Source organism: Rhodoferax sp. (assembly GCF_028689305.1).
In the GTDB taxonomy this organism is placed as follows: Bacteria; Pseudomonadota; Gammaproteobacteria; order Burkholderiales; family Burkholderiaceae_C; genus Rhodoferax.
Genome location: NZ_JAQTWM010000065.1, coordinates 1 through 22,139 on the forward strand (window position 1 = coordinate 1; position 22,139 = coordinate 22,139).

General features: G+C 60.7%; 15 protein-coding genes. 1 reads left to right on the top strand and 14 read right to left on the bottom strand.

The genetic code is table 11. From position 1 onward, the window contains the following. The 14 genes from PHW99_RS13030 to PHW99_RS13095 form a co-directional block, all read right to left on the bottom strand. Positions 1 to 251, bottom strand: a 251-nt coding sequence (locus tag PHW99_RS13030; protein WP_300178164.1) for a hypothetical protein, incomplete at its 3' end; no start/stop codon positions are given. Positions 252 to 342: 91 nt separating this feature from the next. Continuing rightward, entirely contained in the window at positions 343 to 4,425 is a 4,083-nt protein-coding gene (locus PHW99_RS13035; protein WP_300178166.1) for a hypothetical protein, read from the bottom strand. 48 nt (positions 4,426 to 4,473) lie between these two features. After that, the gene (locus PHW99_RS13040) at positions 4,474 to 5,043 is read right to left on the bottom strand and encodes a tetratricopeptide repeat protein (protein WP_300178169.1); all 570 of its coding nucleotides are present in this window, start codon (positions 5,041 to 5,043) and stop codon (positions 4,474 to 4,476) included. 109 nt (positions 5,044 to 5,152) lie between these two features. After that, positions 5,153 to 6,361 (bottom strand): caspase family protein, encoded by a 1,209-nt coding sequence (locus PHW99_RS13045; RefSeq protein WP_300178172.1) that lies wholly within the window; start codon positions 6,359 to 6,361, stop codon positions 5,153 to 5,155. Between the two features lie 75 nt (positions 6,362 to 6,436). Next, the gene (locus PHW99_RS13050; RefSeq protein ID WP_300178175.1) at positions 6,437 to 7,141 is read right to left on the bottom strand and encodes a glycine zipper 2TM domain-containing protein; all 705 of its coding nucleotides are present in this window, start codon (positions 7,139 to 7,141) and stop codon (positions 6,437 to 6,439) included. Between the two features lie 89 nt (positions 7,142 to 7,230). After that, positions 7,231 to 8,184 (bottom strand): DUF4384 domain-containing protein, encoded by a 954-nt coding sequence (locus PHW99_RS13055; protein WP_300178182.1) that lies wholly within the window; start codon positions 8,182 to 8,184, stop codon positions 7,231 to 7,233. A 141-nt stretch (positions 8,185 to 8,325) separates the two neighbouring features. Beyond that, a complete protein-coding gene (locus PHW99_RS13060; RefSeq protein WP_300178184.1) occupies positions 8,326 to 10,821 on the bottom strand; it encodes an EAL domain-containing protein in 2,496 nt (831 codons plus the stop codon). Between the two features lie 41 nt (positions 10,822 to 10,862). Further along, positions 10,863 to 12,293, bottom strand: coding sequence for a sensor histidine kinase (locus PHW99_RS13065; RefSeq protein ID WP_300178186.1), 1,431 nt, complete (start codon positions 12,291 to 12,293; stop codon positions 10,863 to 10,865). Further along, entirely contained in the window at positions 12,290 to 12,997 is a 708-nt protein-coding gene (locus PHW99_RS13070) for a response regulator transcription factor (RefSeq protein ID WP_300178189.1), read from the bottom strand. The genes PHW99_RS13065 and PHW99_RS13070 overlap by 4 nt, the downstream gene beginning before the upstream one ends. Before the next feature lie 59 nt (positions 12,998 to 13,056). Next, the gene (locus PHW99_RS13075; protein WP_300178204.1) at positions 13,057 to 14,328 is read right to left on the bottom strand and encodes a multifunctional CCA addition/repair protein; all 1,272 of its coding nucleotides are present in this window, start codon (positions 14,326 to 14,328) and stop codon (positions 13,057 to 13,059) included. Between the two features lie 16 nt (positions 14,329 to 14,344). Then, the gene (locus PHW99_RS13080; RefSeq protein WP_300178192.1) at positions 14,345 to 15,028 is read right to left on the bottom strand and encodes a glutathione S-transferase family protein; all 684 of its coding nucleotides are present in this window, start codon (positions 15,026 to 15,028) and stop codon (positions 14,345 to 14,347) included. A 35-nt stretch (positions 15,029 to 15,063) separates the two neighbouring features. Further along, positions 15,064 to 18,522, bottom strand: coding sequence for an EAL domain-containing protein (locus tag PHW99_RS13085; RefSeq protein WP_300178195.1), 3,459 nt, complete (start codon positions 18,520 to 18,522; stop codon positions 15,064 to 15,066). After that, positions 18,519 to 19,331: an ABC transporter substrate-binding protein gene (locus PHW99_RS13090; RefSeq protein WP_300178198.1), complete on the bottom strand. Its 813-nt coding sequence runs from the start codon at positions 19,329 to 19,331 to the stop codon at positions 18,519 to 18,521. Before PHW99_RS13090 ends, PHW99_RS13085 begins: the two co-directional genes overlap by 4 nt. Positions 19,332 to 19,378: 47 nt before the next feature. Further along, on the bottom strand, positions 19,379 to 21,352 hold the full coding sequence (locus tag PHW99_RS13095; RefSeq protein WP_300178201.1) for a lytic transglycosylase domain-containing protein: 1,974 nt from the start codon (positions 21,350 to 21,352) through the stop codon (positions 19,379 to 19,381). Between the two features lie 36 nt (positions 21,353 to 21,388). Here PHW99_RS13095 and PHW99_RS13100 point away from each other — a divergent pair, with 36 nt between their 5' ends. Then, entirely contained in the window at positions 21,389 to 21,961 is a 573-nt protein-coding gene (locus tag PHW99_RS13100; RefSeq protein WP_300178207.1) for a 5-formyltetrahydrofolate cyclo-ligase, read from the top strand. The last annotated feature ends 178 nt before the right edge of the window (positions 21,962 to 22,139 follow it).

Consider the following 22,139-nt stretch of genomic DNA (forward strand, 5'->3'; position numbering starts at 1 on the left):
GCATCTCCGAAGGCTTTTTCAATCTCCTTTTCGCTGGCATTGTTGCCGCGACCTCCGACCAGATCCAGCAATCGGAACACCGACTCAGCTGCTGCGTCGGGATCTTTGCCCTGAGCCCACTGCAACAAGTTGTTGTCGATGGCGGCAGGAATTTGCCCCTGTGCCGGAGATACCCAACAGAGCAGGCACCACAGCAGTGACAACAAGATAACCGAGGGGTATCGTCGCAGGTCGACGTCAAAGCACATCATAAGATTCCTTTGCCGGGTGAGGCGGCTGCACTTTTACATAACGGATGGCACTTGCACTGTCTCAGCACAGCTGGCGATTGAGTCGCCAACATCAATACCCTTCAATACGAGTGTGTCCTGCGCCGCTGGAGCCACTGTTTTGCGCCCAGCTGGCGGGGTCGGAATCCACCACGGTGTAATTGCCGGCAGGGATCTGGAGATTGGGCCGGGCGGTCCAGTAGGCATTGGGCACACCACCTTGTCCCGGGGTGCCGGTCGTGGGCCAGGGGCCGTAGACATGGCCGGAGGTATCACGCAGCGAGATCGTGCCAGTGCGGGAGCTGCCGCGTGCGTTGTTCCAGTGGTAGTTGACGATGCTGGTGATCGTGGCCGGACGGCTCAGATTGAAGGTGGTGGGCCGGGTCGGCAGGTTGTAGACCCCTGAGATATTGCCGTTGTCGTAGAGCACTTTGGGACGGGTGGTCGGAATAGCAGCGGGTTTGTTGCAGCCCTGCAAGTCCTGGTCACGCCCTTGGGTCTCGGAAGCCGACAGGTCCAGAGAAACCCCCATACACCAGTTGTAATGGCCGCTTTCACTGGTATGCCAGCGGTTGCCTGTGAACCCGCATCCACGCTGGACATTCTCATGTTGACGGGTCACGGCCAGTGCTGTGTAGTTTTTGCAGTAGTCGGTTTTGGGTTGACTGGTTGGTGCAGGCGGCTGTGGCCCGGTGCCAGCCGGATCAACTTTTGGCGGAAGTACCGGAATGGGGTGTGCTGGCTCAATCGACGTGTAGGACCGGCCTCCAGGTGAGGCAGGCACAGGTGTCGGCGGTGTTGCCGGCTTTTGCAGGGATCGTTCGAGCGCTTCAATATGGGCCTGCAAAGCCGGGTCTGGCACCAGGGCCAGACTTTCACGGTATTTGCCAATGGCCTCACGAATGTGGTTTTGACGTTGCAGGACTTCGCCTTCGGCGCGCAGTCGTTTCGCCTGTTCAATCCTGTGCTGTTGCGCTTGAAGCTGGCTCTCCAGGGTCTGTATATGACGTTCCAGGTTCAGGTCGGGCACCAGTCTCAGGCTTTCTCGGTATTTGGCAACGGCGTTGGCGAGCTGGTTCTGGCGCTGGAATACCTCGCCTTCCGTACGCAGTTGCTGTGCCAAGGCTTTTTTCTGCTGTTCTGCTTGCAACTGGTGTTCCAGCGTTTGAATGTGCTGTTCCAGTTTGGGGTCGGGCATCAGCTTCAGGCTTTCGCGATACTTTGAGATCGCTTCGGGAATCCGGCCTTGTTGTTGCAGCAGCTGCCCCTGGTCGCGAAGCTGCTTTGCTTGCGCCATTCGGGTTTGTTGTTTGACCAGTTCTGACTTGAGGCCTTGTATTTTGTGTTCAAGCCCCTCATCGCGCTGGATAGCCAGACTGGCTGCGTACAGTTCAATCGCCTGGGCCAGTGCGCCCTGTTCTTCGGACTGCATTCCGCGTTTTTTGAGCGCATCGGCTTTGGCAACCTCCGACTGGTCATAGGCGATTTGCCCATTCAGATCACGCAAGGTATCTGTCCGATGCTCCCAGTGTGCCACAACATGTTGGAGAACCGGAATGGCTCCGCGGGGATCGCGTGATTTTTGCAGCTCCGACGACTTTTGCCATGCCTCACGCAAGGCTGATGCATAAGATTTTTGCAGGTTTTGGACCTGGTCTTTGAGTGCCACGAAATCCGGATCCTTCACCGCTGGTGGCAGAACGCGCGGGAACTCCTTGAGCATTCTGTACTCAAGGCTTTCGATTTCTGCACCGGCCCGCTGCACCTGATTTTTTTGTACCAGGGTATGGATGCTGGGAAAGTGTTTGCTTTCGGTTTCCTGCCAGGTCTTGCCCCATTGCTCATACTGACGTCTGGCCGCCTGATGGTTGGCTTCCTCCTGCGGATGACGGGTGCCGATCTTGTTGAGCACACGATCAAGGTTATCCAGCGCACGAGGGATATTCCCCGCCTCCACATTGCGCGCAGCGTAGTTGGCCAGATAGGGGCCGACCATGGCACGAACATAGTCCACGTCCTCCGGACGGAGTAGATCCTTGATGGCGTTGAATTGGTCAGAAATGTGGCGCGCGGTCTCTTCGTCTTCCTGCATTTTTCTGCTTGTGATGGCATCCTTGATGGCTTTCATGTCCTCCTGGACTGCATTGGCGTTTTCGGTCAAGGCTTGCTGATGCCACTTGTTGAAGATGTCCTGCGCTTCGTCATAACGCATTTTGGTGATCTGGTTGAAGCAGGCATATTGGGTCTTTTTGTCCTGGGTGGGCAGAGGTGTTTTCCAGATGGTCAGCGGTCCGTTGCACTGGCAAGGACCACGGCCGTATTCCCCTTTGAACCCCGGGTTGTAGAGACCACCCAAGCTGCCACCGCAGTTCCGGCACAAGCAGTCCAGGAAAGGTTTGACATCCTCATCATGCAGGCCAAGCTTGCGCATCTGGGTCATCATCTTGTCATAGGCTTGGCGGTCCAGAACCATCTGATGCATGACCTTGGCCAGGTCATTTTGCATGGCGGCGTAGGCCTCCATCTCCTTTTCCTGGGTGAAGTATTCCCAGATCGTGTCGGGCAGATACAGCACGCCGATCAGCACATCCTGTCCCAAGTACACCCCTGATTTGAGTATGGTGAATGTCACATGCTTGGCCATGGACGGATTGGTACCATCCTCGAACTCCTTCATGTAGCGTTCCAGTTCTTCCGCCTGGGCGCGATCAAAAGCCGGACCGATGCCGGTGCCCTCCCACGCAGCGTGTTGGTAGCAGCTTTTGAAAAAATCCCACAGGGTGTCGGTTGCCTTGACGTTGTTCAGCGCGACCTGAACACCTTCATGACCCATGAGCAGTGCGCCTCCAGCGGTCATGACCACGGACAGTTTGGTCATCTGCTTGATGCCACTGAGGTTCTTGACGCTGTCCTTGAAGGTGGCCCATTTGGCGGCTGATCCGATCTGCTTGACGGTACTGTCCAGACGTGTCATGGCCTGGGCTGCCCGGTTCATTGGCAGCGTACTCGCTTCCCTGGCGACAAGTTGCCGTATTTCAGCCAGGCGCGATGGATTTTTCTTGGCGATCTTCAGCATCGTATCGATCAGGTCGTCGGTCGAACTCTGGAGTGCGTTCTGGTGCAGATTGCGTACCGTGGCAGCGTCCCTGGCACTGTAGGGATTGCGGCCGATGCGGGCAATTTTTTCGGCTGCGTCGTCCATGGCGCTCGTACCGCTTTTCTCGGGCAGTCCATATTGCTTGCGTAACTGTTGATCGAGCTTGGTGAGCCGCTCATGGTATTTGGCGGCTTGGTACTCATATTGGGCCGCCTGCGCTTCGAGCATTTCTGCCTTGGCAGGATCCGAAGCGCGTACCGTTCGTGCCTGGTCGCGCAAAGACTTGGCTCCATTGACTTTTGTGTTGGCCATGTCCTTCATGGTTGAGCTGAACGACGACGCCTCGTCCAGACCGATGTTTTGTCCGGTCCCCAGCTTGCTCTGGGCCGAGGCGGCTTTGGGGTCGGTGTAGGCAGTTCCGTGGTTGTTGTTGATGTGGTTGGCAATCTTCTCGAATTCTGCCTGCGTGGTGTGGTCAGGATGCGGCATGAAGTCAGTATTGGTGTCGATGCGCGACTTGGGTACGTCGAGCTTTTGGTCGGCGAAGTGGCGTCTGACCGCTGCATCGTATTTGCCTTCCACCGTCTGGATGTCTTCGAGGGTCAGCTTTTTTCCGCTGCTGGTCGAGACATTGACATCGGTGTCGGTGCCTGGGTTGAGTTTGGCATCACTGATACTGACTTTGAGGTCCGTCCCGGCAACGGCCTGATGGACAAATTTTTCATTGAGTCGGAAAAACTGGTCCTGACAGGATGCGTAAACCAGGTCGGTGAGTTTCCCCTCCTGTGCCAGCAGGTTGATTTCCCGGTTGTTCAGGAAAACCATCATTTCCTGCGCTGGTGTGGCCTGGCCAAAGGCCACGGCTTGCGCTGCCTGCTGAAGCCCCTCAGTCCAGGCAAAAGCGGCTGTCGGGAAAAGCAGAAATACCAGTATCTGCTTGAGTAACCGCAAAAAGAAGGTTTGATGGTGGGTGTTGTCGCCGGAGACCGTCAGTGCGACGCCTTCACAAGCGGTTCTCCTGACAAGCGACGGGTATGCACCTGGCAGATGGGTGTTCATGGTAGGACCAGGTCATGGTTGTTTGTCTGAATTAACGCCGCGGGTCACTCACTTGACAATGAATACCTTGTGTTTTTCAAGGATCTTGCGGAATTCCGGGTGTTTGCGGACATTGACCAAATCCGGGTCCAGGCGCAAAGCGTCGTAGTCGGTAAACCCTTTGGTCAAGGCTGCATCAATTTCGTCCAGAGCCAGGTCCACATTACCTTTGAGCGAATGCAAGCTGGCATAGTTGTATCGCACGGACGGGCTGTCGGGCGCCAATTCCTTGGCCTGCCTCAGGTCGTCTTCGGCCTTGTTGAACTTCTTCTGTTGCATGTAAGCCACCGCGCGGTTGGAGTAGGCTTCCGCGTATTTGGGGTCTTTCTGGATGGCCAGAGAAAACTCCTTCAGGGCGTTGTCAATGTTCTCTTCGCGGATCGCCACGTCACGTGCATTCTTGGCGATGCCGATATAGGCAAAGGCCTGCTTGATGTGACTGCTGACCTCCAGACTGGGGCCGGTGGATGGCGACGTGGCCGCAGGTGCTGGCGTGGGTGCTGACGCACTGGCTGCAACCACTGCTGGAGCCGGTGCGGCAACCGGGGCTGGCGCCGGCGCCTGTTCCGGTTTACTCATGTTTGGCATCTTGTCGCATCCAGCCAGAGCGATGATGCTGCCAATCAATGCGATCAGCAATGGAGAAGTTGAGCGGGTGTTGTGGCGCATGATCAATCCTCGGTAATGGTTATCGTGTCGTGACTTGTGTCAGCCGCATGTCCCAGTTGGGACTCGTGGCCATGGCTTGCGGGTTCTGGTCGATGTCACGCCCCTTCTCTTCCTTGACGCGGCTGACCACACGTGGCTTGGCGTAGTTGAAAGCCTGCTGCACCGAGCCACCATAACGATTCAATCCGTCGACAAAATAGTAGGTGAAGATGCTGTTGCGCAACTGTTCCGACTCCCACGACTGCTCGCCTGAGCCGCTTGCCCCGATGAGAACCTTGCCATAGGGTTCAATCGGACCGGTGTTCATGGATTTGGCAACACCAGCCTTGGGTGTCTCGTCTTCCAGCACCAGATCCTTGGCGCCGCCCAGGACTCGCCGGCTGTAGTCGTTGCTGATGCCGTAACCTTCGTTGTCGTCAGCGCCCAGAGATTTGCCTCCGGGGGGCAGGAAACCGGGTACGGCGCGGTAAGCACCATTGCTGTAGCAGGTGTCCAGCACCATGACCAGGCGTTTGGCTCGGATGCCCTCCACAAACTCTTTCAGCATGTCTTCGGTGATGGAGGTATACCAGATGCGTTCACGCGGCTTGGTCTCGGTATCGTGCGTGACGATGTTGACCGCCCCCTTTTTATCCGGCGGGCTACCATGGCTGCTCAGGTAGACAGTAACCAAATCATCTTCACCTGCCAATTGCCGCAGCTTGTTCAGTGCGTTGCTGATGTTGGCACGGGTAGCGCTTTCATCGGTCAGGAAGATGACGTTTTCGGGGCGAAACTGGCCTCGACGTGGGTCCGTCAGAAATTGATAGAAGGAAAACGCATCGCGCGCAGCATATTCCAGTGGATTGATGCCGTATTTGAAACGCCCCACCCCCACGACCAGCGCGTATCGATTGCGGATGGGGCCAGGAGCGACATCACCACGTACTGGCGGACTCAGCACATTGGCACGGGCAAACAGGCTGCCCAGTTTCTTCTCCCAGGTCTTGACGCGAATATTCTCGGGGGTGACCGGGGACACCCATTTGACACCGACAGCAACCTGCGCCAGGGAAAAGGCTTTGTCCACTTCAGGTTCGTCGGCGTAGTCCCCTTTGAGCATCACGCGACCATAAGCATCAAACTCGACGCGACCATAGGCGATGCCGTTGCGGGCGAACGACGAGTTGATGGCTTGCAGATGCTGGCCGGTGACCGGAGATGGCTCGGTTTGGGCAGCCGCTGGCATAGCGAGTGCCAACCAAAATGCCGACACCAGCCAAATCAAGCGAAGATGAAGGCGGTTCATAAGGTGCCTCGATACTCAAGTCTTTTTGATGACAACCTCTTGTGACGCTTGGTCTTCACGGCCCAGGGCACTGACCTTGAAGGTGACGCGATAACGTCCCTCGGCCACTTCGGTTGGCATACCCGTCTGCCCTTCAGAACGGCGAGTGCCCAGGGCTGCGGTGATGGGTGTGGTTTCCGAGCCCAGCTCTTTCCACTCGTTGGCACTGGGGTCAAAGAAGTGCACGGTCCGGGTTTCAACAACTTTGACCTCTTGCTGTCCATCGGGCGCCATCACATAGTAGGAGCCACTGAGCTTGAGGTTGCCGCCCGGTGCGATCTGGCTGGGCGTTACCGTGAAGTTCTGGATGCGGACCTCGTTGCCGCGGCTGGCGGTATACCCCACCGACGCTGCAGTTTGACGGGCGTCTGCCACCGGGAAGCTGTTGGTGTCCGAGTAGTACTTCAGGCACTTGCCCCAGGCGATGCTGTAAGCAAGAGCACCGCCAGCAATGGCACCAACGACGGCACCTTGTGCGCGGTCATTTCTGCTGGAAACCAGCATGCCCAGCAGGGCACCGCCAATGGCACCCCCGACAACATACTGGTTAATGCAGTTCTTCTGGGCTTCGGCCCGTTCCTGTTCGGTGAGTTTGGTTCCCGGTGGCGGGAGGGCGGCACAAGCCACCAGCATGACGGGTACCATGACTGCAGAAACAGCGCGTGTTGTGATCGTTTTCATTTGAAAAATCTCCTGGGTCATATCGCCCCGTCATCGTTGTTGAGTGGAAACGCCTGATGCCAGCAGGTGGCCTGAACCACCTGAAAGGGTTAGCGGTGTTTCAGCTTGATTTCCAAGGTCAGGATGCCACCACCGGAAACGGCAGCCACCGGGACCAGACCGTAATTCATGCCGTCAGCTGATGACTCCATGATCAAGTCCTTGGCGCCCCCGCTTACGGCCTTGTAGCCACCTTGCTTGGGCGACACGACGGCATAGGAGCTGTTCATGCTGTCTTCCACCATCAGGTCCTTGGACCCTTTGGCCTTCAGGCTCTTGGCGCCTTCCAGCGAAGCAACCAGACTGGCGCTGGCCTGATCAGGCGGCAAGGCCGGATAAGCTGGCACCGAGGAACCCGCTGTCTGGGAGGTTGCGTCCGGCATCGGTGGAGGCGGCACATACGGTGCAGACACCTGGGCTGGATAAGCGGGCGGTGGCGGCGGGGCCGACACTTGTGTTGGATACGTCGGGGGCGGTGGCGGAGCCGATACGGTCTGATTGGCGGGAGCTGCCAGTGGACTTGGCTCATTGGAGAGCATGATCAGAATGTTCTCCGTACCGGGGTTCGAGTCAAAACGCAAATTGCTGTTCTGCGGGATCTGGGTCAGCTTGCGAGCTTCGACATATTCGCTGAACAGCACGGTCATGCGTCCGGAGGTCCCAATATTAGCTACCGTCAGATAACCAGGACGATTGGTACTGGCAAGAATCCTGACACGTTCACCGGACCGGAAGGTGCGACTCTTCGAGACAGGACGCATCTGCCCATCTTCGCCTATCGTCAGTATTTGATAGGAAATGCCGACATACTTCTCCGCGACAGGTTCCGCCGACGGGGTCGCTGGGCGGGGCGTGTTGACCGACATGCCGATGGTGCCACCGCCACCACCACTGTCAAAAATGGCTTTGGCCCCTTTGGGGGCAGCCTGCACGGACATGGACGCTGCAGCCAGACAGCTGGCGAAAACCAATGCCAACCCGCGATGCAATGAGGTATTTTTCATGACCAAGCTCCTAAAAAATGTAACCACTCAAGCGAGCTGGCGACATGGTTTCATTGTGAAACTGTGGTAAGCATATGTTTTGATGTGGGTCAAAACCCACCAATATTTCCTCGGATGTGCCGATCCGTGGAAACGCAGGAGTCAGGCAGTCCGTCGACGTGTGAACGCCTCAAACTCGGCTGCAGGCACCGGGCGCGAGAACAGGTAGCCTTGCCCGTAGTCACAGCCTGCCGAAGCCAGCAGATCACGCTGAAGTTCGGTTTCAACACCTTCGGCAATCACCTTCATGCCCAGGGCGTGGGCCATGGCAATGATGGCCTGGCACAGTGCCAGGTCGGTGGAGCCTGCCACCAGCTGGCGCACAAATGACTGATCGATCTTGATGAAGTCAATGTCAAATTTTTGCAGGTAGGCCAGTGACGAATAACCCGTACCAAAGTCATCCAGCGACACCTGGATGCCGTCGTCGTTGAGTCTCAGCAGCTGTTCAATCACTCCGTCGCTGGTGGACAGCAGCAAGCCTTCGGTGATTTCGACCACGATGCTGTCACCACTCAACCCGCGTTGTGCCAATTGTTCAATCCATGGCAGGTGTGCGGGGTTGGGATTCTCGAACTGTACCGGGGACTTGTTCACACTGATCTGGAACTGTGGGTGCAGCTGTGCGCGCCAGGCCCGAACTTGGTCTGCAGCCTGCTGGAACACCCACTCGCCCAACCCCACAATCAACCCGCTGGATTCGGCTACCGGAATGAACTCTGACGGGCTGATCAGCCCGCGGCTGGGGTGTTGCCAGCGCACCAGCGCCTCGGCTTTGTGGATGGAGCCGGTGGCCAGCTCGACAATAGGCTGGTACATCACGAGGAATTGCTGCGCCGCCAGCGCAAAACGCATGTCACTGGTCAATTGGGCACGCAGTTGGGCAGCTTCCTGCAGCGCCGGGGTAAAGAAGCTGAAGCGATTGCGCCCGGCCCCCTTGGCAACATACAGGGCCTGATCGGCGTTTTTCAGCAGGTTTTCAATTTCGGTGCCATCACCGGGGTAAATCGTGACCCCGATGCTGGCCGACACAAACACCTGCTCCAGTCCCAACTGGAACACCGCGCCCAGTGCATGCAACAGCTTCCGCAGGATGGACTCCAGGTGGCTGGCATCCTGCAGCTCGGTCACGATCACCGTGAATTCGTCTCCCCCCATGCGGGCCACCGTGTCAACTTCGCGCAGACAGTCAGCAATACGCTGCGCCGCCTGGGCCAGCAAAACGTCACCCTGATCATGTCCCAGCGTGTCGTTAACCTCCTTGAAGTGGTCCAGGTCAATGAGCAGCAGCGCCAGTTGCAGACCGTCGCGGCGGCATTTTTTGAGCTCCTGCTTCAGGCGCTCGCGCATCATGCGGCGGTTGGGCAGTCCGGTCAGTGGGTCAAAGTGGGCTTGCTGCCAGATCATTGCTTCGGCGGTCTTGCGTTCGGTGATGTCGGTGTGGGTTCCGATCATGCGTAGCGGCTTGCCGTTGGCGTCCCGGCTGATCACCATGCCGCGCGACAGCACCCACTTCCAGCTGCCGTCCTTGCAACGCACACGGTGTTCATTGCTGTAAGTGGGGGTAAGACCATCCAGATGAGCTTGGCGGTCGCGTTGCATTTGGGCGATGTCATCCGGATGGGTGTTGTTGTCGCGGTCATGCATGCTGGGCCTGAGTTCGTTCTCTTCGTAGCCATACATGCGCAGCAGATTGGGTGACAGGTATTCCTCGCCGGTCTGCACCTGCAAGTCCCACAAGCCATCACCGGTGCTCTCCAGCGCCAGCTTCCAGCGTGCCTCGCTGTCGCGCAAAGCCAGTTCGGTCAGCTTGCGCTGGCTGATGTCCTGTACGATGGCAGTGTGTCTGACAGCCCGGCCATTGGCCCAGGTGGTGGTGCCGCGCGAATGTACCCAGATGCGCCGCCCTTTGAGGGTGATCATCTCGATTTCGACATCGTGCGTGGTCGGTTGGTTGACGGTGTCGCTGTAAGCGCGCTGGCTGATCGTCCAGGACTCAGCCGTGAACAGTGGTCGTACCGTCGCCGGCGTGGGGGTGAACAGCTGCGGGGCGGTGTCAAAAATCCGGTACACCCCATCGGTCCAGGTCACCTGATTCAGGCAGAAATCCGTTTCCCAGCCACCCAGTTCGGCGATGGCCTGGGTGGCAAACAGCAACTGGCTGGCCCGCTTGCGGGCTGCTTCGGCCTGCACGTAGTCGGTCACATCGGAGAATGTGCGTACCATGCCGCCCTGGGGCAGGACCTTGGTCTTGACCTCCAGCGTGCGACCACTGCGGGTCTGGCGCAGGAACGAAGCGGGCATGGGGGCCGAACCACCGCTGAGCACGTACTCGCGCGCGTTGTCATCCACCAGCATGGCATCCGGCCCGAAATCACCCCGTGCCATCTGGTAAGCGTTGATTTCCTTGAGAGTGGGGCGGCTGGCAAAAAACTCCGGTGGCAGCTCCAGCAGCTCACACAGGCGTTGGTTGAACAGCATCATGCGGCCATCCGGTCCGAGCAGATACACCCCCTGGCTGATGCTGGACAGCAGGGTGTCCAACTGATCGGCTTCGGGGATCTGAGCTATGGCGAGACTGGGACGGGGTTCCATCATGCTGTTTTTACCACCAAGCGTGACCTGTGTCAGCCATCAGCTCACCCCATCCGTGGGGAGGACATGGCCGGCAACCACAACTGCACGCGCAGCCCTTGGGGCTCAGCGGCCAGCGCCTTGGCCTGACCGCCGTGCCGCTGGGCGATTTCCGCCACGATGGCCAACCCCAGGCCACACCCACCGGGCACATGGCTGGCACGCCAAAAGCGTTCAAACACATGTGACAAGTCCTGATCGGACAGGCCGACGCCGTTATCCTGCACTTCCAGCAACACCCGGCCATCTTTTTGTTCCACGCGCAGGGTCACTTCGCAGCCAGCACCGGCGTAGGCCAGCGCGTTGTCGATCAGATTGTTCAAGGCCTCGCGCAGCAGCATGCTTTCACCCATGACCACCAGCTGCTCGTCACCTTCAAAGCCCAGATCAATGTCGGCCTGCAGGGCTTGCGGGGTCCACTCCCGAGCCACTTCGCGCGCCAGGGTGGCCACGTCCACCGGCTGCAACTTGACCTCCACCTCATTGCGGGCCAGCGACAGCAACTGGTGCACCAGATGGGCGCTGCGCCGGGCGCCGGCCAGGACCTTGTTCAGCCGCGCCTGCAGGGCAACCGGGTCCGTCTCGGTCAGGGCCAGTTCGGTCTGGCTGATGAGCCCGGCCAGGGGGGTGCGCAACTGGTGGGCGGCATCGTTCAGGAAGCGTTTTTCCTGGCCCAGGCTGCGTCGTATGGCCGACAGCAACTGGTTGACCGCAGCGGCCAGGGCATGCACCTCCTGCGGCGCCTGGGTCATCTCGATCGGGGACAAGGCCGACAGGGCCGGTTCACGCCGGTTACCCAACTGCGCCTGCAGCCGGGTCAGTGGCTTGAGGCCACGTGAAATACCACCATATACCAGCACACTCAGTGCCGCCCCCAGCAACAGCAGGGGCGCCAGCATGTCGGCGATCAGCTCCGTGGTCAGGCGCTGTTGCACCGCCAGACTCTTGGCCACCTGCACCCGCATCCGCTGCGGCGAGCCGGGTTCACCATAATCCACCTCCAACAGTGCTACCCGCATCGGTTTGCCGTCCACCTGGGCGTTGTACAACAGGGCTTCGCCGGTGGACGGTGAGGCTTTTTCCGGCGGACTGGGCAGCTTGTCATTGCCGAGCAAAAAGCGTCCCGGTGGGGAGGACACCATGTAGCTGACCCGGTCCTGAGGGTCTTGTTCAATGATGTCCTGGGCCGCGCGCGGAAAATCAATCAGCAGCCCCGAACCCACCGGCTTGACCTGGCGCGCCAGCGAACGCACCGACTGCGTCAGTGACTGGTCGATGGCTTTTTCGGCGTAGTTGAGCGCAATCCGGTAAGCCAGCGCACCGCCCACCAGAAACAGCACCAGTTGCGGCAACAGCAGCCAAAGCAACAATTGCCGTTTGAGCGACAGGCCTTGACCAGGTGAGGCGGCTGGCAGGCTGCCGGCCCCGCTGCTCATGGCTGGGTGGTCTCCAGCATATAGCCCAGGCCACGGATATTGCGGATGTTCAGCCCCGAATCCACCAACTTGCGGCGCAGGCGGTGGATATACACCTCCAGCGCATTGGACGCCACCCCGGCTGCAGCGCCTTCTCCCGGCTCGGTCTGCCAGGTTTCCAGCACATCCTCGCGGCTGACCACGCGCCCGGCGTGTGTGACCAGCAGCGACAGCAGCGCCCATTCGCGCTGTGTCAGCTCCAGCGGCTCATCACCCAGCCAGGCCTGCGGCAACTTGGCATCCACACGCAGGCGCCGTGCGCTGTGGCTGGTCACCTCCAGGCTGCCGCCAAAAGCCGGCAAGCGGGCGCGGCGCAGCAGTGCACCCAGGCGCGCCTGCAACTCGGCCATCTCAAACGGTTTGGTCAGGTAATCATCGGCACCGGCGTTGAGGCCCTGGACCCGGTCGTCCACACAGTCACGCGCGGTCAGGATCAGCACCGGCAGGGCTGGCAGTCGTTTGCGAATCCAATGCAGCAGCTCCATGCCGCTGATTCTGGGCAGCCCCAAGTCCAGCACCACACCATCAAAACGGTTGGTTTCCAGTAAAGCCAACGCGAATTCACCATCGGCGGCAGCGGTCACGGTGTGCCCGGCCTGCGCCAGCTGGGCGCTCAGGCCGTCGCGTAACAGCTCGTCGTCTTCAACAATCAGCAAGGTAGACATGGCGCAAGCATACCCGAGCACAGCTGCTTGTGGCCATGCTTCAACCCGGGGGCTTGTTTTCAGTGAGAGGTTGCGGGTGCGGGCCATGTCGCTTGCACTGCCGCCACTCTGGCCTGGCGGATCAGTTCACCGACTTTTTGGCCTTTAGCCCCTGTATCCATTGCGTTGTATGCTATTGTTTTTGCATCAACCTGTTGCATGACGGCCAGCACGTCCAGCAGGTGTTGGCGCTGCGGGTAGGGTGAGTACTGGGCGCCCAGCCGGCCCCGGGCGTCGCATTCACAAGCCCATAACACCTCGGCAAAGCGTTGGGGTTTGCGCAGCGCGTCGCAGCGTTCCAGCAGGCGCACCAAGGCGCCGGCGCCAAATTTGGCGCTGCGGTGCAGGTTGCCGTGTTCACGTGCCACCACATCGGCCAGTTCGCGGCAGTCGGTGGGCACGCGCAGGCGTTCACACACACCTCTGAGCAGGCGGGCGCTGCGCTCTTCGTGGCCGATGTGACGCGGCAGCAGGTCGGCCGGCGTGGTGCCCTTGCCAAGGTCATGAAACAGGCAGGCCACGCGCACGGCCAGCGGCGCCTGGAGTTGGGCACTCATGTCCAGCACCATCATCAGGTGCACACCGGTGTCCACCTCGGGGTGGTAGTCGGCGCGCTGGGGCACGCCCCAGAGCTGGTCCACTTCCGGCAGCAGCCGCTGGAGCGCGCCGCAGTCGCGCAGCACCTCAAACATGCGTGATGGCCGGGCTTCCATCAGGCCGCGGGCCAACTCCTGCCAGATGCGCTCGGCCACCAGGTGGTCAACCTCACCGCTGTTGACCATCTCGCGCATGAGCTGCTGCGTTTCGGCGGCCACGGTGAAGTCGGTGAAGCGCGCGGCCAGGCGGGCGACCCGCAGGATGCGCACCGGGTCTTCCCGAAATGCCGGGCTGACGTGGCGAAACAGCTTGCGCTGCAGGTCTTGCACGCCACCCCATGGATCGATCACATTTTTTGGATCAAATTGGTCTCTAGCCCGGATATAACAAGCGTCTATTGCTATTGAATTGATAGTAATGTCGCGGCGGGCCAGATCTTCTTCCAGCGTCACGTCGGGGGCGGCATGGATGGCAAAACCGTGGTAGCCGGGGGCGGTCTTGCGCTCGGTGCGGGCCAGCGCATATTCCTCGTGGGTGCGCGGATGCAGAAACACCGGGAAGTCCTTGCCCACCGGCACATAACCCTGGCCGATGAGCAACTCTGGCGTGGCACCCACCACCACCCAGTCGCGATCTTTCACCGGCAGGCCCAGCAGGGCGTCGCGCACCGCACCGCCGACCAGGTAAGTCTGCATCTGGTTGGCGCGCGCGTCAGCGTCGCAGGCGGTAGGGCTCTTCAAAGGCCAGGAAGTCCTGCTCGGCCAGCGCGCCGTCGATCCAGGCGCGCACACCGGGCAGGGCACAGAGCTGTTCAATGTAGGCTTGGATGTCCTGCGGCACCGGCAGGGCGTAGGTCTTCAGGCGCATGCAGATCGGGGCAAAGTAGGCATCGGCCACCGTGAAGTCGCCAAACAGCAGCGGGCCGCCAGACTCGCGCAGCAGGGTTTGCCACATGCTGACCAGGCGGCCCAGGTCGACGCGCACCGCCGGTTGGTCGCGCCAGATCAGGGCGCCGGTGTCTGGCAAATGGGCTTCGACGTTCATCGGGCAGGCGCTGCGCAGGGCGACAAAGCCGCTGTGCATTTCGGCGCAGATGCTGCGCGCCCGCGCCCGGCTGGCTCGGTCCAGCGGCCACAGCGCCTTGTCGGGAAACTGCTCCGCCACGTACTCGGCAATGGCCAGGGTGTCCCACACGACCAGATCACCATCGACCAGCACCGGCACCTTGCCCGTGGGAGAAATGGACGCCAGCGTGGCCTTGAACTGCGACTCGGGCGTGAACGCGTCAAAACGCACCATGACTTCTTCAAAAGGGATGCCCGCCTGCCTGAGCAGGACCCAGGGCCGCATGGACCATGACGAATAATTCTTGTTGCCGATGAAAAGTTTAAGCATGGGACCTCCAGAAGACCCAAGGATAGCGTATGCGCTCAGAGGGTGTTGACGAAGATCGGGGTCTGGGCATGCCAGGCCGGATCACTGCGCCAGTTTTTCACCCAGTCTGCGACTTCATGTGCCGGCATGGGCCGGGAGATGCCATAACCCTGACCGAGGTCACAGCCCATCTGCATCAGCTGGACACCGTGCGCCACGGTTTCAACGCCCTCGGCGATCACCTGGCACTGGAACGCCTTGGCCAGTCCCATGACAGCCTGGAGGATGGCCATGTCATCGGGGTTGTTGAGCATGTCACGAATAAAGCTTTGGTCGATCTTCAGCAAGGCGACGGGCAAGCGCTTGAGGTAGGTCAGCGAGGAATACCCGGTGCCAAAGTCATCCAGTGCAAAACGCACGCCAAACAGCCGGCATTCCTCGATGATGTGGGTCACCCGGGCAATGTCTTCCAGCGCGCTGGTCTCCAGCACTTCCAGCTCCAACATGGCTGGCGCCACACCGGGGTGGGCTGCCAGAATGGTCTGCAGGCGTGGCACAAAGTCACGCTGCTGCAACTGGCGCGCGCTCACATTGACGCTGACCTTCAGCCGCAGGCCCGCGTGTTGCCACTGTTGCATCTGCTGCATGGCGGCATGGATGACCCATTCACCGACGTCCACCGCCAGTGCGTGGTTTTCGATCACCGGCAGGAACAGGGCTGGCGCCAGCAGGCCGCGTTCGGGATGGTGCCAGCGGATCAAGGCTTCGACGCCGATGACCAGACCGGTGCGCATGTTGACTTTGGGCTGGTAATACAGCACCAGTTCGCCATTGGCCAAGGCACGACGGATGTGCTCCAGGCTTTCATGGTGGTCGCGTACCGTGCGGTCATGGACGGCGTCGAAGAAGTGAAAGCGGTTCTTGCCAGCCACCTTGGCCTGGTACATGGCCTGGTCGGCCTGGCGCTGCAACTGATCGGCATCAATGTCCTCTTCCTGCGGGTACAGCGTGACCCCCAGGCTGGCTGAAACCTGCAGCGTCGCCTCACCAAACGGCACCGGCTCGGCGGCGGCGGCGAGCAGGCGGTTGAGCATGGACATGCTTTCACTGCTGTCCACCAGATCAACCAGGACCGCTACAAATTCGTCACCACCGATGCGCGCCAGTGTGTCGCCATCGCGCAAGGCAGACCTCATGCGGTGGGCAATCGCCATCAGCAGGTGGTCGCCGGCCTCATGGCCGTAGCTGTCGTTGATGCCCTTGAAACCGTCCAGGTCCAGGAACACCACCGCCAGCCGCTGTCCACGCCGCTGCACCTGCAGCAGGGCCTGGTGCAGGCGGTCGGCCAGCAGCACCCGATTGGGCAGGTTGGTCAGGGCGTCGTAGTGGGCGATGTGATCAAGCTGCTGCTCATGTGCCTTGATGGCGGTGATGTCCGAAAACAGCGCGACAAAATGGCGCGGCTGGTTGTGGGCATCACGCACGGTGGTGATGGTGAGCATTTCGGCATACACCTCGCCGTTCTTGCGCCGGTTCCAAACCTCGCCGTACCAGTGGCCCTTCTGTTTCAGGTCACGCCACATGGCCTCGTAATGTGTCTTATCCTGACGGCCCGAGCTCAGCAGGCGCGGATTGCGGCCAACAACTTCTTCATGGGCATAACCGGTGATGTGCGTGAACGCTTCGTTGACGTCCAGAATGCTACCGTCAGTGCGGGTGATCATGATGCCTTCACGCGAGTTGTGAAAGACACTGGCCGCGAGTTCGAGTTTTTCCTCGTTCTGCTTGCGCTCGGTGATGTCCGACACAATGCCGTGCCACAGAACCGAGCCATCCGTTTCACGCTGCGGTACGGCGCTGCCCAATAACCAGCGCGTGTTGCCCGCACCCAGTTTCACGCGATATTCATGCTGCCATGGGGTCAGGCTCTGGGCCGATTCCTGGAGTGACGCCAGCACACCGGGCTGGTCGTCCGGCTCAATCAGCGCAAACACGCTGGAGGCGTCCTTGAGCACGTCGGCCTGGTTCACCTGGTTGTTGTACAACTGCAGGATGGCGTCGCTGACGTAGGGAAATGACTTGCTGCCATCGGGGTGCAGTCGCAACTCGAAAAGAACCCCAGGCACACGGCTGGCAATCTTGCTCAGGCGGTTCAGCGCGGCGTCGCGCGCCAGGCGTGCCTGCCTGGCCTCGGTGATGTCGGTGACTACCCCGACATAGTGTTGCAGGCGCCCCTGTCCGTCGCGGGAGCTGTTGATCGACAGATGGGCATCAAAGGTCTGCCCGGCCTTGCTGCGGTTGACCAGCTCCCCCTGCCACTGGCCGGTTGCCAGCAGCTCGGCCCACAACCGGCTGTAGAACACCTTGTCCTGAGCGCCGGAGTTCAGCAGCCGCGGATTGCGGCCCTTGACCTCCTGCTCGGTATAGCCGGTGGTGCGGGTGAAGGCCGCGTTGACTGAAATGATGTTGGCCTGGCGGTCGGTGATGATGATCGACTCCGAGCTGGCGTCGAACACCGTGGCATTGATGCGCAGCAGCCGGTCGGCCTGGGCGCGTTGTTCGGCCGCGTCCATTTGCCGGCGGTAAAAGGCGGCTGCCAGCAGGGCAATCACCAGCAGCGCCGGCACCAGCAGGCCCACCAGCGTTTTGGTCTCGGTCCGCCACTGTTGCAGGGCCTGATCACGGTCCAGGCGGGTGATGACCACAAAGGGGTACAGCCGTGAGGCAAAAAACGCCGTCAAGGCCACCCGGCCATCTTCGGCAGACTGTTCAAAGGCGCCGGATTCGGTGGTGGCCAGTTGCAGGTTTTGCACCAGTTGGTCGTGTGATGTGCCTGGGCGGGCATCCAGGGCCGTCCCCATCAGCAGGGTGCCGTCGTAACGCAGCACCTCGACCGAACCGGCTTCGGGACTCAGGGTGTCCGACATGTGGTTGACGAAATAGTCGGGGTTGATGGCCATCAGCAGCGAGATGCGGTGTCCGCCCGCCATCAGGGAGCGGGTGACCGGAATGAACCCCTGGGCCTCGGCGCGAACCGGGTGATCGGGCGTGGACGCCTGCCCACTGGCAAAGTCCCGGCCACTCCAGGGCTGGCCAATACGCAGCATCTCCTGCGCCTCCGCCGGTGGCAGATAAGCCTGAGTGGCGACATTGACACCCACGTTGGCCGGATTGGAGCTGATCACGATGCGACCAGTATCGTCCTGCAGCGACAGCGAGCGTAAAAACGGCGTGTGGCGCAGCGTGGTGGCAAAGGTGTCGCGGATGTGTTGCCGGTCTGCCTGGCTGTTGCCGGACAGGGCCAGGTTGGAGACCGTCTGTTCCGCCACCCGCAGGCTCTGTGTCAGAAAATTCTCGAAGCTGCGTGAATGCAGGGCCGAGACCTGCAGACCGTTGGTGATGGCGTCGGCGCGCAGGCGCCATAACGAATACGTCGCCAGCGTCAGTGTGCTGAGGAGAAACAGCGTCAATCCGGCAAAAAAAGCCCACCGGAGCTGGCGCGCGCGCGAACTCATGGGGCAACGATGGGGTCGAGTTTGTGGCGCTTGGCGGCGCTCATCAGCCGCCCGTCACGCTTGATCGCACTCACGAAGGTTTCAAGGCGGGCGTGCCAGGCATCATCACCGGGTTTCAGGGCGTAAGCGTAGGGGGTGATGTGATATGTCCCCGGTGGGGAAATCAGCCGGGCCCAGTCGGCATTGGCCAGGAAACGCTGGCTGTAAGGGTAGTCGGTCATGAACACATCGGCGCGGCCGGACTGTACCTCCTGCTCCCTGGCAAAGGGGGTGTCGAGCACCAGCAACTGGGCGGCCTGAAGTTTGTCTTTCATCACCGGTTCGTGCAGAGTGCCCTTGGCGACGGCCACCACCGAGCCAGCCTTGTCAATGTCGTCCCAGCTCCTGATGCGGCGGTTGGTCTTGGCGGCGACCGCGTAGATGTCGCTGGCCAGGTGCGGGTGGGTAAAGCGCAGTTTTTCGGCCCGCAAGGGTGTGATGCCAACGGCAAACATGGCGACATCACAGCGGTCCTGGGTGACATCGTCCACCAGCTTGGCAAACGAACTGTCCACAAACCGCACAGCGACCCCCAGGTCCTTGCCGAGTTCGTTGGCCATGTCGATGTCAATGCCGCTCAGGACCTGGGTTTTCGGATTGCGGTAGGTGATGCTGTAGTAATCCGGCCAGATGCAGACCCGCACAAGCTTGTCGGCCTGGATGCGTTCCAGGCGGCTGCCGCCTGCCGCAGGGGGCGCCGCTTGAGCCGTCAGACTGCTCAAGGCGGCCAGTATCAGAAGTGGCTGAATGAAGCGCGCGGCGTATTTCATAGGGCGGTGAGGATGACAGGGGGAGGTCGTCGGCAGGCGGCTGGCATTCAAGGCAGTTCCTGATTGTCGCTGCTGCCCGCATCACGCGGCCCGATCAGGCCCAGCCGGGCCTTGAGGGATTGGGTTTGTCCGGTGATCATGGCGGCGTAAATGGTGGTGTTGGCCAACACTTTCTTCACGTAGTCGCGGGTTTCGGCAAATGGAACGTTCTCGGCCCAGATGGCGGCTTCCACCACCCGTTCCCCGCTGCTGCCGCGCCAACTGCGCGGGCGCCCCGGCCCGGCGTTGTAGGCGGCAGCGGCCAGTGGCATGGAGCCGGCAAAGTCGTCCAGCACCAGTTTGAGGTAACCGGTGCCAATGGCAATGTTGGTGTCGCGCTCGGTAATCTGGTTGGGTTTGAAGTCGGTCAGGCCGATTTTTTTGGCAGTCCAGCGGGCGGTGGCCGGCATCACCTGCATCAGGCCGGAGGCGCCCACGCCGGAGCGGGCGTCGGTGATGAAGCGGCTTTCCTGGCGGATCAGGCCGTACACATAAGCCGGGTCCAGCCCGATGGCGCGGCTGCGTTCCACCACGGCCTGCCGGTGCGGCATGGGAAAACGCTGGGTCAGGTCAATGGCGCTGCGGGTGCGTTCGCTGGTGTTGATGCAGCGGTCCCACACAGCATGTTGGCAGGCCAGATCGGCGGCGGCCAGCAGTTCACGGTCGGACATGCCGCCGCGCTGGTGCAGGTTGGTGGTGTAGTTCCATTCGCGCACACCCTCGGGGCGCAGGCCCAGGCTGATGGCTGCGAGCGCACGCTGCAGGCCCGGGTTGTTTTTCGCGTTGTCTTTTTCAAGCGGCGTCAGTGGGGTCGGTGTCTCGGGCGGGGTGATGGCCAGGCCCAGTTCTTCCTGCGCCAGCAGCGGGTAAAAGCCACGCACACCGGCAATGCCCTGCAGCAGCTGGCGGGCCTGCTGGTGTTCAGCCTCGCTGCGGTCGGCCTGCAGCAGTGCCCGGGCGCGCCAGTAAACCCAGGTGGCATCAGCTGCGGTCTGCGGGCTCATGACGGTGATGGCGTTGAGCACGTCGCGCCACTGGTGCTGGCGCAAGGCAGCCCGGGCGCGCCAAGCTAGGTGTTCGTCGCTCATGCCGTCAGGGGCGGCATGATTGAAATAACGCAGGGCGTCATTCGAGAGCTTTTGTGCGGCTTCCTTGCCAATGGCGCCCCAGGCCCACGCCTGCTGGGCGCTGCTGAGGTGTTTGCTCCAGCGGCTGCTCAGGGCCTGGGCGGCACTGTCGGCGTTGCTGTCCGCCCAGCGAATCAGGGCCAGCACCGCCAGCTCCTGCTTCTGGCGCTGGCTGGACGGCGCTTGCTTTAGTAAAAAACGCTCCGGGTGGCTCAGGGCTTCATTCAGCGCCGTGCTGGCATCGGGGGCCACGATGGCCACCGCCTGCCGGGTGGCCTTGAGCTGGCCGGCATCCAGCGCCAAGCGCGCCTTGAGCCAGATGTCGGCTTCCGTCAGCTGACCGGCGGCAAAATGGCTCTGTGCCGCCAGCGCACAGCCATCTCCAGCGTCTTTCTGGCTATACCACTGGGTTTTGACTTCATCGGCCAGATCGACCCGAGCCAGAATGTTCTCCATGGCCAGGGTGTAACAACGCACCTCGCGGTCATCATTCATGCGGTAGTCAGGCGCCACCACTGCAAAGTTGGCCCAGTCACGCCGCTGGCCCAGCAGCAGCAGCCAGTCGTTGCGCAGCCGGTCTTCCTGGTAAGTGCCCTGGTACTGGCGAAAAAACTCATTCACTTCGTCAGGCGTGGCGCTATCGAGCCGGGCGCGCAGTGCCCAGTAAGCCGCCCAAGGTTGCAACACGTGGCCGCTAGCCTGCGGCAGCAGTGTGGCTAGACGCTTGGCGTCCCCCTTCTTGAACGCCTGCTGCATGTCCAGCAGCACGCTGTCCGGTGGGGTCGGCGCGGCGCCAACCGGCAGCGCCAGCAGGCCTGCCAGACCAATCAATGTCAAAATCGTCTTGAACTGCATGTTGAGATTATGAATAACTCTGGCGAAAAAAGGGTACTGGACAAAAAAGCATTGCGCAAACAGCTGATCGAACAGCGCCTGCGCCTGCCGGACCGCGCCCAGCGTGTGGACATGCTGCGCCGCGTCATGCGCATCTGGCTGGTGGGGCGCCCCGACACCGTGATTGGCGCCTATTGGCCGATCAAAGGGGAGTTTGACCCGCTACCCGCCTTGCACCGCTGGAAGGAAGACGGTGAACTCATCGAACAACCCCAGTTGCGCAAGATTGGACTGCCGGTGGTGGACAAAGTTCACAAAACCATGACTTTTCACGCCTGGTACCCCGGCTGCCCGATGGAAGACGACGCCTACGGCATCCCCAAACCCAAGGACACCGAGGTGATTGTGCCCACGCTGCTGTTTGTTGCCTGCGTGGGCTATGCCGCCGGGGGCTACCGGCTGGGCTACGGCGGCGGCTTTTATGACCGCATGCTCTCGGGCCTGTCGCCCCGGCCATTCACGGTGGGGCTGGGCTTTGGCTCCGACTTTTTGCCCGACTTTGAGCCCGAGCCGCATGACATGCCCCTGGACGCCATCCTGAACGACCATGGGGTGGTGTGGCCGGTATAGGACGATCAGGCCGCACGCAGTGGCCTCTGGCATCACCTGAAGGTAGGATGGTTAACGTTGGAAATGTGCGGCGCTCGCAAAGCGAGTGTCCGAACTATTGACCTGTTCTGGCGCTGCCCACAACATTTCTTGGCGCTTGATCTGTCGTTTTTCCACTCAGCCTCCCTTTTTGGTCAAC